The sequence below is a fragment of the Bacillus sp. Au-Bac7 genome, from assembly GCF_021341655.1.
In the GTDB taxonomy this organism is placed as follows: Bacteria; Bacillota; Bacilli; order Bacillales; family Cytobacillaceae; genus Niallia.
The window spans coordinates 1,120,505-1,138,854 of the sequence record NZ_JAJTTG010000001.1; the positions used below are offsets into that span (position 1 = coordinate 1,120,505).

The following is an 18,350-nucleotide window of genomic DNA, read 5'->3' on the forward strand; positions in this document are numbered from 1 at the left end:
TTTAATCACCCTCTCCTGCATAAAATTGACCTGTAAGCTTATAATTGCTTACGGTTGTGTTCTCTTCATCCGTTAGTTCTAAGGATGATGTAGTTGTTCGTGTATATTGTTCAAATGTCTCAATGGAACCAACAAGAAAATTCATTTTAAGATCATCCCTAGCTGCCATATACTCCACAAGAGACATGTCCTTTACCATTCCAATTTCAATGTTCTGCAGGTATTCCTTTTGAATCTTTTCAAGTTCTTCTTTGCTACCCAAAAAGAATTGACCTGTTCTAGTTAACTCCTCCTGAGTGGACGAATAATTTTCACTTCTGATTGTTAAATTACTTTCAGAAGAAACCTGGATGTCCTCGAATAACTCTTGGCTCCCAGTTTTAAACTTTCCGACCATTAGAGAACCGTTTGCCATTAAGAATTCAACATTTGAATAATCCAAAGGAGCCCTTTCTAATTGAATAAAGTTACTAAAATCCTTTTGAATGTTTATAATTTCTTCCTTACTGCCAGTGTAGACCTGACCCGTTCTGAAGAACTCATCCTGGATAGAAGTATATTTCTCACTTTTAATTGTTAAATTGCTTTCTGCAGAAACTTGAATATCCTCAAATACTTCTGTGCTTCCAGTTTTAAAATCCCCTACCATTAATGATTTGTTCGCCATTAGGAAATCAACATTTGAATAATCCAATGGTTTGCGGTCTACTTGAATGGTTCCGCTAAATTCTTCTTGGAGCATTTCGGCTCTTTCCTTACTATTCGCAAAGAATCCAGGATACTCGTAAGTGGATTCCACTTTGTAATAATCTTCTCTTTGCACGGATAATCCGCCATCTATTAACCTGCCTAATGTCGAGACTTCTGGCCACTGACCGCAAAGGAATGTACCAGCCATTGGATGGATTTCAATATTCTTTTCTGCTTCTATAGCTTCAACAGCAATTCCATTTGGCCAATTAAAAAACACACGCTCTAAACGTGTGCTTTTTCGCTTTACCGTATTTACCATTCGGAACAATTTTGCAATGTCTTGCTCATTCTTTAAGTATTCATTTGTGTAGATTTGAAAATGAAATGGTTCTCCGCCATATTCAAACCATTCACTTACCTTCCCTTTAGAGAAAAAGGGAGTAATAACATCCTCAACTGCTGCCACGGTTCCTTTTGTTTTGTGAATGGATTCCGCATTAGCAATGATAATTCTCTTTTGATCATTCGTCATATTCACATCGTAAAATTCGGCTGCTTCTTCATAAGCAGCAAAATCTAATAAATGTTCTGGTATACCTTCAAACATTTGGATCAATTTAGTCTTAGAAAAGATGTCCTGAAAAATGGGAGTCAGAGCATATGCCAGAGCTGCTATGTTTTCATCCTTTTTAAGACTATCAGAAAGCAAATCGCCTAATTCAAAGTTTTCTAGTGTCTTAATCATCCACCAGACCTCCATAATTGGCGCTCACGGCGTTTGAATGAGCCACTTGGGTTTTACTAAGAACAATAAATTGCGATGGACTGCTGGCAGTTACACGGACTCCACCAGCTTCTTTTATTCTGCTAATCAATTCACTTGCATCTATTCCTCTACCAAGCTTGCTTTTTTGCCACTTAATAAAATCATCAATTGCAGTATTAATCTGAGCTTTTATAGTCGATTCTACGCTCGTTTTAGACCTCGGAATATAAAAGTTCACTTGAATATCATATCGAACGATTTCAGGCGATTCTATGCGTATCATATCCGTTAAAGGACGTATGGTTCGCTCATTCAGTTTTTCTTCAATGGCTTTAATAATATCCGAGGTTGGTAGCTCCCCATTTTCCAACAAAGGAACGATGGTGACTACTCCAACTGAAGGTGAATCAACTGCCACATCGACTATTTCAGAGCTTACCGATTTGGCATGATAAATATATGCGTCTTCTGGACCTGCAGTACTATATTGGGAATTAGATTGTCTTATCCTATCAACGTAAGGATCATCTTCTTCCCAAGCTAGTCCACCGTCTGACTTAGTAATATTGTATGCCTTTGTTACCCAGGGTAAATTATCATTGTCTACAATATTGGTAATCTGATTAGGAAGATACCCGTTTCCAACTTCTCCTAATTCAGAACAGGTTAACACTATGTCTACAAAACTCATTCCTGGTTTAACCTCATAATCTGCAGTACTCGCAAATTCTACATCTCCAACAGACAACCTTGTTCCACTTGGGATGGTAAAAGGCTCAATTGGATTGCATTCAAAACGACCAATTGTTTCGGCAGCCCTGGGCTCTAAACGGTCAACACCCTTTTTAACTCCTAAATGGTCAAGATAGTTGTCAGCTGAAAAAGCTAATAAATTCATTTTTCCAGTGAAATCAATATTGTTTCCTAACATACTAGCAAGAAAAACTATTGATTTTATAAATTTTCTCCTTGGATCTGACTCATCCAAAGAAGTGCCAGTCATACTCTCAAATCGAGAAACTGCAATACTTTCCATTTCCTCTGGATCTATTTCGATAAAATCAATATCAGGTAATCCAAATCTAGCCATTATCAATCACCACTTTCACATAGGGATAGAGAATGGCTTCTTGTGGATTTTCTTGAAAGGTGACTTCTTCCACTGTTAATCCTTCAATATTATTTTGAAGAAGCTCCACTACATCAGCAGTCATTTGGACTTTTGCTGACTCGCTTAATTCATCAACAGGAGGTAGCCAGCCAGCTTCTCGGTCCATAAAACATGTTCCTTTCATCGTAGCCAAAAGAAAGGATGCGTTTTGCAATTTAGCTTTGATACCGACAGCTCCAAAATCAATGCTGCCAAATGGAGAAATTTGATAGGTGCCCATGCTCATCATCCTTTCTTCAAAGTTGTATATTTCGAAACGGCACTACAATACTTACCTCCACCAAGATCATACCAAGGAATATCGGTTGTTTTCACACCGTAAACTTTGAATTTTTGTCCTTTGCGAAGGACCTTCAAAATCTTTCCCTTTAGGCTCCTTGAAGCCCTACAGTTCAGCATTCCAACTTTAATGGTTATCGTTCCATATACTTTTTTCTTGGATGTTGCTGTTTTCTTTTTGGCTGGTTTAGGTTTGGGCTTTTTGATGCTTACGGCTTTTATATCCTTGGCATATTCCTTTATATTGACATCCACTTTTATGCTTATAATTCGTCCTTTTCCGTCAATCTGTGGTTCCCCTTCAGATAATGATTGGATATACCAATAATTTTTGGAAATGGATTTGCTTCCAATAATAAAAGCTCCAGTCTTTCCACTATCTCGAAAAGACCGAAGCTTATCTAATGCCGCACTAGGATCTACGCCAAAACTTCTACTGAGAAGTAAAGAGAATGATGCAGATTCTTGTCCAGGACCAATGAACTCTGATATTGGTTTTCCTTTCACTTCATGTTCTGTCCATCTTGCCTCTCCACTTCTAGAAAAACTATCAAAGGTTAACACCTTTCTAGTTGATACTTCAAAAGTGATACCGCCAAAACTTCCGATTTTAGCCACGGTTCCACCACCTTTTAAATTGCTCCTAAAACATAACCGTTACCTTTCCCCATAACACAAAGAACATATTCTCCCTCAACAGGGAACCAATTATCTCCTCGGTTAAGGACGGTTAATTCCCTTGTAACGGTTCCGTTGTCATCCCTTTTTACTTTCACAGTATTACTGCTTGGATAAGCTGCTGATACTCTGCCTTCAATAATGCTCATTAGTATCCCTCCAAGCATTTTCTTAAATTTAATGTCATTTCAGATGAATCTCCAGTCTTACCTGAAATTGAAGTAATTATATATTTGCCATCCAGCTTGCTAAAACCCGATAATTTCACGTTTTGTCCAGCGTATAGGTTAATGATTCCTGCCATAGTGATTGTGACGGTTGTAGCCTCTTTATTTGCGTCACGTAATTTCTTTTTCGCTAATCGATAGGCAGCAGCATCAGAATCGACTTCCTCATTAACTATCAAGGTTCTGCCCGTTTTGGGAGGCCTGGAAGGTGTGAAAGTTTTATTAAACGTTTTCTTCTTTTGAGTATCCGTATAAGTCACTTTGCATGATTTGTAACTACCGTTCAAAGTATCTTTAAAACTCAACTTTTTGATTAATTGATCTGTACGATTAATTGTGGTGACGAAATCCTCTGATTCTAATTGTTCCTCATCAATGGCATATACTTTTTTATTGGCTAATTTTAAAGCCAACCCATTTTCATTGCAGAGTCGATAAAGAAATGCTCCATCTGACTCGTATTCTTGGTCTAATCGGTCAAAACTTGGATTGTCTGCGGCATCATAATAGATGCCTAACCCGTTCTTTTTAGCTACATCTGTAAGTACTTTTTTTAACGTCGTCTTTTCCCATGATCTCGACTTTTTTTCTCCTTTTATAGAAGACTCTTGAGGGATGGACGTTGCTTTTAAACTTACAGCTGCAGGAGGACCGCCGCCACTTGATTCGTCAATTTCGTAATAGCCTAAATCTCTTTTAATCGTACTTTTGTTTCCCCATCCAGGAGGAATAACTAAAACAGCTTGAATGGCAGCTCCCTTTTCAGGCATCCAGTTTCCTATCCAAAGGTTATCTTTATCCACTAAATTAATAGTTATATCATCTGCCGAACCCGTAAAGTTATCGGTAAAGGAGAGACTCGTGATAAATGGATTAATATCCGCTGTGAGACTTGTACCATTGTATTTAAGATCATAGCTGATACGTCTTCCATCAGTCATTAAGAATCCTCCTCACTAGCAAACTCTAATTCTTCCTCTGCTTCTGTTTCATCGTCTAAATCTTCATCTAACCAAATAGGCCTTTGATATTCATACATATCCTCTAATTCAAAATTAGGGATGGTTATTTCCACTTCACTTGAAAACATAATCGTTAACCGATATTGAGGATTAGCAGCAAGGAGCAAAGGGAAGAGATATTCACTTCCCATTTGCTCCAGTGCTATCTTATCCCAGGTATCTCCACTAACAGTTACATACGTACTCATGATAAACTCGTCCGATCTTTATCATTATTAATTTCAAGTAGCAAACGAATTAGCATTTCTTTCAGTTCTCCTTCTGCTGTTCTTAATGCGTCTAGTACTTCCTTATACAAGTTGCCACTTTTGCCGTTTACGTTTATAACAGGAGCAAAATTAATATCTAATTTGTTCCCGCTATTTCCTTGATTAACAACGCTGGAATTACCACTGCTAAAACTCATAAAGCTTCTTAGCAATCCATCCAGGATGGATCTGCTAGACGAATTGGAGTTTATTTGTGTTGCTCCAGGTAGTTTTATCAATTCTGGTCCTCGTTCTCCAGCCCAATAATAATCAGTATTCGGAGTAGTTCCACCTTGATAATATCCTTTATATCCTCCGCCGCTTGCCATTGAAGCAATACCAGGAGTGTTGAAAATGGAGCCGTATCTTGATTGCGTGTAACGAATAGACGCTACAGCGTTATGAATTGGATTCCATATATCATCCATTCCTGGAAGTTTGTAAGCATTAAAGGTTGGATCAATCGTTTGCATAAGCCCCTTGGAAGGTATCCCTCTTTGAGCGTTTATATCCCACAAGTTAATGGCTCTTGGATTTCCGCCAGATTCTTTCATGGCCATTGTTTGCAATGGTCCTAACCAAGACATTGGAACGCCAGTTATGTTAATTGCAGCTGTTAACCACTTAGTAACATCACCAGATGCAGCAGCACCTCCACCGCTCCAGCTTCCGAATCCTTCTATCTTTCCTTTGACGAATTCAACCGCTTTGCCTTTGATTAATTTAAAAGAACCACCAATCACATCATTAAAGATTCCAGAAAGGTTAGGCGCACTCACTCCAAATTGCTCTAAAACTTTGTCCATTAGTTTTGATGGATCCGAAATATAGCTCCACACATCAAGTGCAGCATCTTTTATCTCGGAGCCCTTTTCCTTTGTCCAATCCCACGCTGCAGAACTTTTCTCCTTCACCCATCCCCATCCAGTTTTCAAGGCATTGGTTACACCTGTGCCCTCTTTATAAGCAGGAATGTTGTAATTGTTCATAATCTGCTGTGTTTGTGTATGTGGAATAACCTGTGTTCCTCTCGGTAAATTCATAAGGGTATCCGTTCCTGGACTCAATCCTACAAATCCAGATGGCGTACGGAATAATTCCTGACCTCCACCGTCACCCAAAATTGCCAATCCTCCAGGATGCGATCCAGTTCCTTTTGCATATTGAGGTACTTCCCATTGGTTTAAGGAAACTTCCACGCCAACTTTATCTAGCACCCAATTGATTCCTTTAATAATTCCATTTACTATGCCACCGATAGCATTCATCGTTGCATTCGCCATGGATTTAATTCCGTCAATCAAACCATTCAGAATGGCTTTCCCTGTATCATATAAGTTAATCGCCTTAAAGAACTCAATGATATTATTCATGATATTTTTGGCAGTTTCCTTAATGTTTTCCCACGCTCCAGACCAATCGCCTTGGATTAGGGAAGTGAAAGTTTTCAGGATGCCAGTAATAAACGTTAGCGCATTATTAATTGCTGTAGAAATAAACGGAAATACAAATTGGACTATTTTTAGCAGCAACTGAATGGCTGGCACGACAATATTTGTTAAAAACATTGCCACTCCTTGAAGCAACATAGTAATTATTGGAATTACCGACTGGATAATAGCCAAAATTAAAGGAAACGCCATTTGGACCACTTGCAGTATCAAAGGTAGGGCAGTTTGCGCTATCAAAAGAATAACAGGAACCAAAGCACCGATTAGCTGAATTGCTATTGGTAAAACAGCCTGAATAATGGCCAAAATCACTGGGAAAATCAACTGTGCTCCTTGTAGAAGGAGTGGCAGAATTGATGTGGCAATTTCAACAATTACTGGTATCAATAAACCAAGTAATTCTACTATTAAAGGCATACTTGATTGAATAAATAAGACAATCAACGGGAAAATTTGTTGAACTGCACTTAACAACAACGGTAGCATAATGCTGGCTATTTCAGATGTTAAAGAAAACCATGTTGTGAAAAGACCAACCAAAATAGGAAGTAAAGTCGTTACTCCATCTATGAGCAATGGAATTAAAGACTGTGCAAATTCGGCAAATAACCCACCTACCGCTTGAAACAAATGACCAAATGTAGTGCCTAATTCCGCAAACGCTGGTCCTAGTGGAACAAAGCTTTCCACTATTATTCGTCCCGTTTTCTCAAATTCAGGACCTAATGTTGCAAAGGAAGAAGCTATTTCAGATATTGCTGGCATTAGCATGGATAACAAAGTTTGACCAAAAACACCGAATAACTGAACTATTGGTGCCATTGCATTTTTAATGGATTCCCATGCGCCAACAAGAGAAGACCGCACTTCATCATTTGTCTTAATGAGTTTATATAAAAAGGCTCCTATTGAAATAACACTGGCAATAACCCAACCTACTGGACCAGTTACTCCTAAGAAGGATAACCCGAATCGAGCAATTAATGGGGAAAGGGTAGCAAGCGTATTTCCTATTGTTGAAAAGGAATTCTTTATATAATCCACTACTTGTTTTGCTGGACCTTGTAATCCATTGAACCACTGAGCAACCGCACTTGTTTTGGACCCAATGTAATCAGCAGTTTGGCTATATGCTGATTGGATCTGAGCAAATGTGTTTTCTGTGAAATCCAGAAATCCTTGCCATAATATTGGTGCCATTGTAGTCACATATGCAACGGACGATGAGACAATCGCTCGTACACTTGCAAAGGCGCTATCCACTTTTTCTCTGAAAGTATCAGACATTTTATAAGCAGCAACAAAGGCAACCACTAAACCTGCCAGGGCAGCAGCAACCAGTACGAATGGATTAATCAGCATTGCTCCATTCAAACCAATCATAGCTGCTCTCATTCCAGCAATAACACCTTTTAGACCTCCACCATATATTGCATAAGCAATCATGGCTGCTCGATGTGCTCGGTATAAAACAATGCTTGCTTTCTGAATAGCATTAAAAGCAACCTGCGTTGCAGCAACTCCCATTAGAGTTCCTTTATACACTAAGATAGATGTAGATAAGCCTAAAACGATAGGTGCAATGACGCTCATAGCCTCTTTAAAGCTTTTAATAGATTCTGATACATCATTAGCTAAATAGTTAGAAAACACATTTAAGTGAGGCAGTATTTTTTCGGCAATTGGAATGAGAAATTCGGTTTCAAACTGCCTTCCTATGCCTTTAATTGCGTTTCCGATGGTATCGTATTTAATCTTCCCTACTTCCTCCATGGTTTGCTTGGTCATATCAAAGGACTCTTGAACATTACCTAGGGCTAACAAGGTTTTCATTTCCAAATCCTCTGCTTGCGTACCAAAAAGCGCCACAGCCATTTGAGACTGGACACTGGTATCACCAATTTCAGAGATTTTTTGGATAACCTGTTGCATCGCATCCTTACCTTCTAATGCACCAGAAGAAAGAGCATCCAGAAATTGACCTGCTCCACCCATTGTATATTCAATGTCTTTATACGCCTTTTCGGAGGCTTTTCCGCTACTCTTTAAGTCTTTTAAAAGGGCAGCAGCGTTTTCCTTCCCAACCTTGGCAGATAGCTCCATAAATTGCTTGGTAGAAGCTCCACCATTTTGAAGTTTGGTCATATAATCGTCAAATCCGTCTGCTTGAAACAGATAACTTAATGCATCGGAAGTAGCTGTACTTCCATCTTTTATACGGATGCCAAACTCTTTTACTAAATCGCCCACTTTGTCCAGATTAAAAGCGCCATTTTCTAATCCAGCATTGAAGATGTCGAACATCTGATTTGCATCATAACCCAGGGTTTTGAAGTAAACGGAATATTCGTTTGCACTATCCAAAAGCTCTTGAGATTTATTAAGCCCTTGTTGTGCCCCTTGTGATAAAAGATTATAGGACTGCTCTGCTGTAATACCGAAGTTTTTCATCATGGTATCGCTGGCTTTAATGGATTCTGCAATATCCTCTCCAAAAACGTCCCTATATTGAATGGCGTATTTGGTTGCCGTTTCTAATGACTTACCAGATAAATCAGTGACTGATTTAACTGATTGAATTGCTTGTGCTAAATCATTCCAATCTTCTCCGAGGTTTTTGTTATAAAGGTTTTTAGATATTTCCTTTATCTCCTTCATTTCCTCGGCGGTTGCACCTGTACCAGCTTCCACCTGTTTCATGGCACTTGAAAATTGATTAGCAGAAATAACAGCTGCTCCTAAACCCACACCGACTGCAGCGATGGCTCCTCCAGCTGCAATGGCAGCTTTGGATGAAAGGCTCATACCAGTATGAAGATTTTCCGTGCTATGGCTTAGTGATTCTGTATTTTGTTGAGTGTTTCCTAACGCTTCATTTGCAGTAGAAAAAGCCTGACGGAAAGAAGGATCAATATTTCCGCCAAGCTGAAAAGCAATTTGAAAGGCTCTTTCATTATTCATTTGTCATCTAACACCTCTTTAACATCTTCTATTTCTCTTAAAAGATTTAAAAAAGTAAGATTTCGGAAGTATGTTTTAGGTGTTTTCGTTGCTATTGATAACTTGATGAAGACTTTATTTAAGGTTTTTCGATCATAATTTTTCTTGTACTTTCCATCTTGAAAGCTAATTACTCCGCTGAGTTCAAAAAACTCGTCACCGTTCTTTTTACTTTCAAGCTATCTTTTGCAGGTAGCTGAAAAAAGAACTCCTGTGGTTTTCCTGTTGCTTTAGAAGCAAGGAAAAATAAGTATGTCATGCTCATTTCAGGCACCATAGAAGGCTTATTTACACGCATCAGCATGTTTTCCGCATCATCCAAGTCCTGACCAGTTAAATTTTCAATACCACTCAAATCAATTTCCGCATGGACTTCTCCGTCAAAAGAAAAAGGCTTGTTAAATTTAACAAGACCTTTCAAATTTGCTTCTGTTGTTGTAGTTTCAGCTGTTTTATTTAATTCTGGCATTGTAGTTTCCTCTTTTCTTAGATTAGTTTATTAATTGCTGCTAATTGATCTTTGCCGTTTAATTTATAAACAGCGTTTAATTTATCTAGTTCCAATGTAGTTTTACTGCCAATTTCCACTTTGATATAAAATACTTCTAATGTATTTTTAGATTCCATTGCAGAGTTTTGCGATAACTTACCAAGATCAAGTCCTTTTGACATATACTTGATGGTAATTTTCACACCAAGATAGGATAAAGCGCCGTTATTAGAGTTTACTTGTTGAATGGCTCCTCTTAGCACTAATGATTTTCCAGCATGGGTAGCAAAGTTAAATGTTGTATCTAACAATGTTCTCCAAGGAATTTCAATAGACATACTTCCAAAATGTCCAACATTAGGCGTTTCAATTTCTCCTAATACTCCAGCACCGCTGACAGTAGAAGTCATGGCCTCTAATGTAGGTAGTGTAATTTCCCCAGATATCCCTATTAGTTTGCTCTTATCATCATAAACGTTAAAATTGGCCACTTTATCAGGTATAATCATGCTTACGCACCTCCAAATAGACTGTTAGTCATGAATGTTGGATCAAATTCTAAAGTATTAACGATTTGTTCTGCTGGAGTATATCCACCAATTTTCGTCAGGAATTGTATTTTACCGTTCAAAATATCTGTTTGAGGGTTATCTTCCTCTCTAAACTCGATACTAGCTCCAGCAATATACCCTGCAGCAACTAATCCATTTGCTCGAATGTTTTCACTGTCTACAATACCCTCAATTAATCGAGTGCTTGTTAAATCATCAATGTCGTTCCAGAAGGTAACAACAAAGCTATTTCCCCACCAGTTCATTAATCTGCGTAAGTTAATGAATCGGTCTTTAGGATCTGTGGTTCCTGGATATGCTGCGGTATTGTTCCCCCATACTTTCCAACCACCCCAGTTAATGAAGGTTACAATTCCTTGTCCATTCAAATAGTTAGCTTGAACTGGATCTAAATAAACTTCAGTGCCATTCGCTAGGCATGCACCACTAATTGCAATTGGTTTATTAGATGGTGAATTCGCTGGAACATCCTCTGTTGTTGCATCCAACGCTTTTAAAGAAGCAGCATAAACAGAACTAGCATGTAAAATCCTTGTCCCAATTTTGGTTTTTGGCCATAATACTGTACTTTTAGCGTTTGTATATCCGTTATCATTTTTCCAAGTTGGCACATCCTCATATTTTAAAACTGTTGTAGTATCCACATCTGCAGCTACATCAGCATTAAAACTTCCATTGATTTTTTGTACTTTAGCCACCATAACCGCATAAACGTCTGGATACTGAGAAAATCCAGGTGCGATTAATAGGCCAGGAACAACGCCTAATCTTGGGTAAACTTGTTGAATCAATTCTAGCCCTTTATACTTTCCTGCAGCACTATCATATCCTCCGATGATATCTGCTTTCGTTACTTTAGAAGCGTCTACTTTGTCGTATGTCACTTTTGCTGCTGTAGCAGCCCCAATGGTTCCACTTGTAAAAACTGTTATAACTGGTTTATCAGCTGCGTTAAAACTGATTGTATAATCCGTATCTTTAACAAACGTTTTAGTACCATCAGAGCTTTTAATTTTTACCGTACTCAACAAAACACCCTCATCATTGATAACAGCTGTTCCCTTAGCTATAGTTAACGCTGCATCTGTAACGGCTGTTTTATGAACTGTTGGATCAAGAACATTAATAAATACTACAGGGCCAACCGAAGCGACCTGCAGGGCAGCATACATAGCCTCACAAAGCGTGTATTTACTATAATTTTCGCTATAACCAAGTTTGGATTCTGCGTCTCCAAAAGTGTTTGCCAAAACAGGAACATTTGAAACAGCCAATGGATCTGCAGCCAAGTGAATTGGAGCAATTCCGACTGCAATTAAAACGCCTCCTATATTTTGTACAGGAGGCGTTACGGACGTACTATTTTCTTTTATATTTATTCCATGTTCATAAGCCATTAGTTAGAAGCCTCCTTATAAAATGCTATCGTTTTTTCATACATGACTTGCTCTTTTGTTCCCTTTATACCAATATTGGCGCTTGCTTGTGATAGGTTGCCAACGGGCACTATTAATTCCTGAATAAACGGGCATTTTTCAATTTCTGCTTTTACTTGGACAGGAAATCCATCTGTAAAGCTAGAATATTGCGGCAGAACATTACCAGGAAGGCTTGGACCAACATAAATAAGCGTCTGAACTGTTTCTGCTTTTCTTGTTTCATGAACATCTGCATTGCCCTCTTCAGGTGCAGCAACCTCTACATTTATTTGTGGAGTAGCTTCTTTTTCAACAATTGTTTGCTTTGCTTCCTCAACCTCTGCACCAGACACAATTGTTTCCTCAACTTCAGGTTTTTTACGAGTCATATTAACTTGTTCACTTCCTCATCTAAAATTTGTATGGCTTCTTCAAACTCCAATAGCATTGCTCCAAAATAATATGGATGTGTATCCTCATCATGTATTTTCCACCTTGGCGGAACAGGTAAGGAATACTGTTTTTTCATTTGACGATTCTTCGCTAAATCCATGTGAATTTTTCTAAGAATAGCTGTTACATCTTTATATCCAGCTCTACTTTCAGAATCATCATGTACACCTACAATGATGTTAACTGTCACAATCTGTTTAGAATCCCATTGTTCTTGGATTCCTTCAAATAATTGCACTATGATTGCAGGATAATTAGATGAGCTATCATCTTCTTCTGCAAATTCATCATGTGGGTTTTCATTTCGTTTCGGTATAGGCAAATGTTGCTCATAGACTTTAACAGGGACTCTTTCCCCGTTTGCCCCGTTGAACAAATCTCCCTTAAATACCTTTTTGAATCGTTTGATTAACTCGCTCTGTAAATTCTCTGGTATCATGTTAATCCTTATCCTCTTCCTAAGGCTCTATTAATCTCATAATCCATACGACTAAGGAATGTCTCATAGCCTGATTGATTAATCTTATTAACAACCTCTTGATTGCCAATCATTTGTGGCACAGAAGGACCCATAACTCTTTTAACTGGTAAACGTTTCTCTCCTTCCCTTCTAAATACCTTAATTCCGTTGATATTTACAACGAAAGGACCTTTAACGGCTACCAATCCACTGCCTTTTTTAACAGCCATTTTGATTGGTTTTTTCCTTCTTGGTTGAACCGTTTTAGGAGACACTTTAAAACGGTCAATAGGAATTACTTGCCCCCTAGATGTTACAATGGCAGACAATCTAGACTTGGACGCTCTTGTTTTACTCAAGGTGTTTTTTACGTCACTGGCTTTTATGTTGTATTCCTGTCTTACTTCCCGTGAAATACTTGCTGCAACATTAGTCATTGCCCTGTTTAATGCTCTGGTTATGACATCGGGAGCTTTGTTTGGAAATGGACCCAGACGATTTTGAACATTGCTTAATAAAGTGCGATCAATATCGACTGTTAAAGGCATTATTGATTCCTCCCTAACGTTATGACATACATGTCATCATCACTAGAAACATTCATTACACGGTATTTCTTGCTTCCTAGCTGCATGATTTCCCCGTTTCTTGGTCTGAAATCCAACTCCACTTTAGCTACAGAAAAAAGGACCTCTGCCTTTTCGAGCCCCTCTCCACCATTCCCAAACTGTCTTTGTTGCAGCTGTTCATTGTCCAGAATTATGGTTATTTCCTTACCATTAACAGCAAGCTTTTGAGCAAACTCATTCTCATTAAAGAAGGTGTTTTTTACATCTTGAGTCAGAAAGTCTTTAAAATTACTCATTAAAATCATTTGGAAGTGCTAATACTTCCTCTGCTTTTCCTTCTTGAATGATTAAAGCAATTAATTCATCTTTTTTCTGGTCAAATGATGGAACCAAGATTCCCACTTCCATTGCCGCTTCTTTCAAGACATCTTTCAGAAACTTTTTATCCAAAAGTTTGGCGTAATCTTTGTCGTTTTCATCGAAATCATCCATAACTGGATTAGCTGGAGGAGTTAATGTTTCGTCTTCCGCATCCTCGTTTAAATCAACAACTTCTTTTTTCTCAATAAAAAAAGCAGCTCCGCATTTTACCAATCGCTTTGCTACGTCTTCTGGAATATCTGATTGTTCACCTGGATTAAACCGTTTCCCGTTATAACGACTTTTCATCTTAAATTCAATAATCATTATTACACCACCTGTGCAACGAACCATTCGTCTGCATCGTTTGGTTTTGGAACAGGACGGCTCGCTAGACGAATCATTCTAGTCTCTGCATTTACATCAGCCCATGATCTAGGAACAATTTTTCCTTCATACGTAATGAATTGCTCTGACTTTTCCATTTGAGTAATGGCACCGTATAAAGTTTCACCTAGATTAGCTTTTGCCAGGATAACAGTATTAGCAGGAATGTAAGGCTTTAATACATTGTCATCATCCAAATACCAAGAATCGTAAGTGTAAATATCCAAGTTCAGTTCTGCAATTCTGCCAATGTAACTTACACCTTCACCTTTGTAAACTGGCTTATATTCGATGTTGTTCATGTTTCTAATATCCATTAGTTTTAGGATAGTAGCATCACTGCGGAACGCTTTTAATGCGTCTCTTCCCATGATGGCCATATCAACGGTAACATCTGTTTTTTGTGTAATTTCCAGTTTCCAGCTCTCTAAATCTTCGTAAATATTGCCGCCTTGTCCCCAACGGTCAGTTCCTTCTAATATTTCTTTATTTGTGAAATTGTAGTCCAGAACATCTTCTACATAATCTTTATCACTGCGATCTGTATATCCTTTCATAACAATTCTTCCATTCAGCAGGGCTTGGGCAGACATCCATTCCTGTCTTCTAGAAATCATTGCAGAAAGCTCTCTAATATCTTTTGCTAAAAGATCAATTTGTCTTTGTTGAGGTGTTTTGCTGCTAATAACATTTTCGCCTAATCCTCTTAAAACTAAATCGTCTATAGTTATAGCTCTTTGTGGAGAAATTTTAGGAGCAAGGTATTTTAAAGTTTTATACCCTTCTCTATCCATCGTTATCCCACCAACCCTAGGAGCAACGAATGGAGCCATTTTTCTTTTCCCCTTTGTATAATCCAGCAGTACTTCTTCTGTATAAAATGTTGCGCCATCTGGAAAGAATGTATTTTTTAGAAAGCTCGTAGGAGCCGTCATTCTTTGAACCGCTGGCAACATAGTTGTTGTTTTATATAGATCTAATTTCACGTCAAATCCTCCATTTTATAGGTTGTCTTTTAGATAAATGCCTAATGTTCTTAATGTTTTTTCATGCTTGTCGGCAGTATCTGTTCCACCGAAAACTAAGGCTTTCCGATTAAAAAGACCAGAACTGTATGCTGTAGAAACCACATCAGATGAAGTTGTATCAACATTATCTGTCAGAATGCAATCTGCTGACTCCACTCCACCTGTTTTAGTGCTATCTACTTTAACTGCTAATCCAGTTGCTGCTTCAATTGCTAAAACAGTACCACGAACCAAGAGTCCTTGTCCCGATTTCAACCGAACGCCTTTCACATTTACTGGAACAGAAGTTCCTGCAAACAAATTGTCATAACCAATTTCTCCGACTACTCCATTCAATTCCATTATCCTAATGCACCTCCTAACTTATTGCTCAATTCGTTTTCTTCTCCTTCGTGTGTTCCGTTAAGTGCAGCATTTAGTGCGTTTGCGAAATCAGCATTATTGTTATTGTTTGCTGGAGCATCACCACCAGGAACTTGATTGATAATTTCAGCATCCTTTTGCACGTTGTTTAAATAATTAGTCCCTCTAGTTTTCTCTGCTTTGATAATTTCAACAGCTAGGGCACTTGCTTCCATCTTATCTTCGAATTTTGCCTTATTTACTAACTCCTCATTTCCTGGTAACTGCAAATCTTCAATATCTTTAATGCGTTTGTTCTCTGCAGTTACTCCCTCTTGATAACCAATATTTTTAACTTGGTCAAATAAATGAGGATGGTCATTTTTTAGTGTTTCTAAATCCATATTCTTAGGTTCCTCCTTTGGTTGTACCAGATCTTCTCCTGGATTCTGATTTATAGTAGTTTGATTGATAACTTGATTAGTTAAAGGTGACGGGATTTGACTATCCAGTGTTTGTATTCCTAACTTTTCATTCCTGAATTTGTCTATAATTGCTTGTGGAATTACCCCATCACTAAAGGTTGGATTTGCACTAGCTACAATACCTAAATCCCCATTATCAAACATAATTTCATCAATTAATCCAATCTGCTTTGCTTGTTGTGCAGTTAACCATGACTCGTTATCCATCATGGCCAACAATTCATCATGTGTCTTACCTGTTTTCAATTTATAGGCATTGGCAATCGAGATATTAACGTTCTTTAAAACAGTAGAAGTATGATTCATATCTCGATAATCACCACTTGCTACAGTAGAAGCGTTATGGATCATAATTTGAGCAGTTGGTGACATCAATACTTTGTCACCAGCTAATAAAAGATAAGATGCTGCACTTGCTGCTAGTCCCAAATTCTTCGAAATTACATTGTTAGGATGCTCTCTCAATAGCGTATACATTTCAGAAGCTGCCATTACAGAGCCTCCGCCACTATTCACTTCTAGAATGATGTCCTCGTTGTTATCTGGATCAATACTGTCCAAAAAATCTCTCACTTTCTTTGGACTTGCTGCATCCATTTCAAACAAATCATAAATCCACTGGTGATCACTTGGAATGATTGGTCCTCTGATGCTTAACTTCATTCTTCTTTCACCTCCTCTTCATCCTGTTCCTTTGTTGAAGTATCTGCTGAAGCCGTAATATTCTCTTGAATTAGACCAGCTTCTTTTCTTGCTTTCTCCTCCAACGCCCTTAACTGGTTATTCTTAAAGAAGTTTCCATAACCCATCGAAACAGTTTCCTGAGAACGTGTGGAGAATCCATTTGCTACACGTTTCTCTGCTGCGTTCACCTCCTTCAATGGATCTAATTGACCTTGAGATGGTCCGTTCCATTCCGCTCCACAATATGCCTTTCTAGCCATTGGATCAGTAAAGAATCCTGGTGCATATATTCTTCCTTTGGCAATTCCTTCAGCAAGAAACTCTTCGTATATCGGTTGGCAAAATCCATTTGAAAGCCAATCACGGCGCATTTTAAACATTTTCCATGCTTCTAAAAGCGCCCCTCTTGATGCTGAATAGGAAGATGTGAAATTCTTTAGAAGCAGTTCATAAGGTATCTCTAAAGCCGCTCCTATTTGCCTACAAATAGAAGTAACAAATCCATCATAGTTTGGATTTGGTCTTCCTGGATTTGACTCCTGAATCTTTTCGTTTTCACCTAAAAAATGGACGGTTCCACTTCCTAGCTCAATAGTGGAATCGTCCTCTTCGTCAACCATATCCTCTGTATCTAAAGGGCTAAATGTGCTGTCTCCTTGTCCTGTTTCTGTAGTAACAAAAACAGAATACATGCCATTAATGACAGCTGCCATTAATTCTGCTTCAGAATATCTGGCTAATTGCTTCAAACTTTCAATAACAGGAGCAAGTACAGGGACACCTCGGCGTTGCTCTGGTCTTTCGCTTTCCATTAGATGAATAACATTTATTCTTCCAGATGTAGCACCAAACTTAGGAATTCTGCTCCATTTATTTACTGCTGCCGTGAAAGAATAAGGATGTTTATCAGCTATATGGTAAGCAACGACCTCTCCCATTTTGTTAATTTCTACACCATTAATAATTTTATCGTCAGTCGTAATGGCATCATATGGAGTACAAACCCTGTCAGCTTCTATAATTTTTACTCGCAAATCATAAGGCATACCCACTCTAGGCATCATAGGAAGTAAAGCCATGCAATCTCCGCTCATTAACCAGGAAAGAAAAGCTAATTGCTGTAATTCGTAAAAATTATTCATCCTTTGAGCATCACAGTTAATGGAATCAGCCCATAAAGCAAACTCTCTTTCTACTTTTGTTTCCCATGCATCCGCTTCTTCGACTGACATATTTAAATATTCAGCATCAATTTGTGCATTTAGTCGTAAACCAGCACCAACTACATTGGTTCTCATGGTTTTTAGTGCCCCTGTTGCTATTGGTGCCCCCATATACAAATCTCTGGAACGCTCTCTAAGAACAGGAATATTTTGCTCAATATCTTCCAAGACTGAACCAGTGCTAGTTATCCATCCTTGCATTGCTTTCTTTTTAGCACTAGCGCCGTGATTATCATATCCACTATTAATGATTTCCATTTTCTTTTTAGCATGAACTCGATTGAGGCCAGCTTTAGGACTTAAAAAGGCTATGGTTTTATCTAAAAAGTTCATAAGCTATCATC

The 18,350-nt window shown here is 38.3% G+C and carries 20 protein-coding genes; all 20 read right to left on the reverse strand.

Translation table 11 applies throughout. From position 1 onward, the window contains the following. Position 1: 1 nt before the first annotated feature. Positions 2-1,438 carry a phage tail protein I gene (locus tag LXM54_RS05765; protein ID WP_233314124.1) on the reverse strand — a complete coding sequence of 479 codons (1,437 nt, stop codon included), beginning with the start codon at positions 1,436-1,438 and terminating at the stop codon, positions 2-4. Then, positions 1,431-2,549 carry a baseplate assembly protein gene (locus LXM54_RS05770; protein WP_233314125.1) on the reverse strand — a complete coding sequence of 373 codons (1,119 nt, stop codon included), beginning with the start codon at positions 2,547-2,549 and terminating at the stop codon, positions 1,431-1,433. The genes LXM54_RS05765 and LXM54_RS05770 overlap by 8 nt, the downstream gene beginning before the upstream one ends. Then, positions 2,542-2,850: a hypothetical protein gene (locus LXM54_RS05775; RefSeq protein WP_233314126.1), complete on the reverse strand. Its 309-nt coding sequence runs from the start codon at positions 2,848-2,850 to the stop codon at positions 2,542-2,544. The genes LXM54_RS05770 and LXM54_RS05775 overlap by 8 nt, the downstream gene beginning before the upstream one ends. Before the next feature lie 5 nt (positions 2,851-2,855). Further along, positions 2,856-3,527, reverse strand: coding sequence for a phage tail protein (locus LXM54_RS05780; RefSeq protein WP_233314127.1), 672 nt, complete (start codon positions 3,525-3,527; stop codon positions 2,856-2,858). A 14-nt stretch (positions 3,528-3,541) separates the two neighbouring features. Then, positions 3,542-3,736 (reverse strand): hypothetical protein, encoded by a 195-nt coding sequence (locus LXM54_RS05785; protein WP_233314128.1) that lies wholly within the window; start codon positions 3,734-3,736, stop codon positions 3,542-3,544. Next, positions 3,736-4,755 (reverse strand): phage late control D family protein, encoded by a 1,020-nt coding sequence (locus LXM54_RS05790; RefSeq protein ID WP_233314129.1) that lies wholly within the window; start codon positions 4,753-4,755, stop codon positions 3,736-3,738. Before LXM54_RS05790 ends, LXM54_RS05785 begins: the two co-directional genes overlap by 1 nt. Beyond that, positions 4,755-5,024: a phage tail protein gene (locus tag LXM54_RS05795; protein WP_233314130.1), complete on the reverse strand. Its 270-nt coding sequence runs from the start codon at positions 5,022-5,024 to the stop codon at positions 4,755-4,757. The genes LXM54_RS05790 and LXM54_RS05795 overlap by 1 nt, the downstream gene beginning before the upstream one ends. Further along, on the reverse strand, positions 5,021-9,496 hold the full coding sequence (locus LXM54_RS05800) for a phage tail tape measure protein (protein ID WP_233314131.1): 4,476 nt from the start codon (positions 9,494-9,496) through the stop codon (positions 5,021-5,023). The genes LXM54_RS05795 and LXM54_RS05800 overlap by 4 nt, the downstream gene beginning before the upstream one ends. A 169-nt stretch (positions 9,497-9,665) precedes the next feature. Beyond that, positions 9,666-10,004, reverse strand: coding sequence for a phage tail assembly protein (locus LXM54_RS05805; protein WP_233314132.1), 339 nt, complete (start codon positions 10,002-10,004; stop codon positions 9,666-9,668). Positions 10,005-10,021: 17 nt separating this feature from the next. Beyond that, positions 10,022-10,534 carry a phage major tail tube protein gene (locus LXM54_RS05810; protein ID WP_233314133.1) on the reverse strand — a complete coding sequence of 171 codons (513 nt, stop codon included), beginning with the start codon at positions 10,532-10,534 and terminating at the stop codon, positions 10,022-10,024. Positions 10,535-10,536: 2 nt separating this feature from the next. Next, entirely contained in the window at positions 10,537-11,994 is a 1,458-nt protein-coding gene (locus LXM54_RS05815; protein WP_233314134.1) for a phage tail sheath family protein, read from the reverse strand. Next, positions 11,994-12,404 (reverse strand): hypothetical protein, encoded by a 411-nt coding sequence (locus tag LXM54_RS05820; protein WP_233314135.1) that lies wholly within the window; start codon positions 12,402-12,404, stop codon positions 11,994-11,996. Before LXM54_RS05820 ends, LXM54_RS05815 begins: the two co-directional genes overlap by 1 nt. After that, positions 12,401-12,907, reverse strand: coding sequence for a hypothetical protein (locus LXM54_RS05825; RefSeq protein WP_233314136.1), 507 nt, complete (start codon positions 12,905-12,907; stop codon positions 12,401-12,403). The genes LXM54_RS05820 and LXM54_RS05825 overlap by 4 nt, the downstream gene beginning before the upstream one ends. An 8-nt stretch (positions 12,908-12,915) precedes the next feature. Beyond that, a complete protein-coding gene (locus tag LXM54_RS05830) occupies positions 12,916-13,476 on the reverse strand; it encodes a phage tail protein (RefSeq protein WP_233314137.1) in 561 nt (186 codons plus the stop codon). After that, on the reverse strand, positions 13,476-13,793 hold the full coding sequence (locus LXM54_RS05835; protein ID WP_233314138.1) for a hypothetical protein: 318 nt from the start codon (positions 13,791-13,793) through the stop codon (positions 13,476-13,478). The genes LXM54_RS05830 and LXM54_RS05835 overlap by 1 nt, the downstream gene beginning before the upstream one ends. Then, the gene (locus tag LXM54_RS05840; protein WP_233314139.1) at positions 13,786-14,184 is read right to left on the reverse strand and encodes a hypothetical protein; all 399 of its coding nucleotides are present in this window, start codon (positions 14,182-14,184) and stop codon (positions 13,786-13,788) included. The genes LXM54_RS05835 and LXM54_RS05840 overlap by 8 nt, the downstream gene beginning before the upstream one ends. A 2-nt stretch (positions 14,185-14,186) precedes the next feature. Beyond that, positions 14,187-15,230 carry a major capsid protein gene (locus tag LXM54_RS05845; protein WP_233314140.1) on the reverse strand — a complete coding sequence of 348 codons (1,044 nt, stop codon included), beginning with the start codon at positions 15,228-15,230 and terminating at the stop codon, positions 14,187-14,189. A gap of 15 nt (positions 15,231-15,245) precedes the next feature. Next, positions 15,246-15,614, reverse strand: a complete 369-nt coding sequence (locus LXM54_RS05850) for a head decoration protein (protein ID WP_233314141.1) — start codon at positions 15,612-15,614, stop codon at positions 15,246-15,248. Next, the gene (locus LXM54_RS05855) at positions 15,614-16,762 is read right to left on the reverse strand and encodes a head maturation protease, ClpP-related (protein WP_233314142.1); all 1,149 of its coding nucleotides are present in this window, start codon (positions 16,760-16,762) and stop codon (positions 15,614-15,616) included. Before LXM54_RS05855 ends, LXM54_RS05850 begins: the two co-directional genes overlap by 1 nt. Beyond that, entirely contained in the window at positions 16,759-18,339 is a 1,581-nt protein-coding gene (locus tag LXM54_RS05860) for a phage portal protein (RefSeq protein WP_233314143.1), read from the reverse strand. The genes LXM54_RS05855 and LXM54_RS05860 overlap by 4 nt, the downstream gene beginning before the upstream one ends. Between the last annotated feature and the right edge of the window lie 11 nt (positions 18,340-18,350).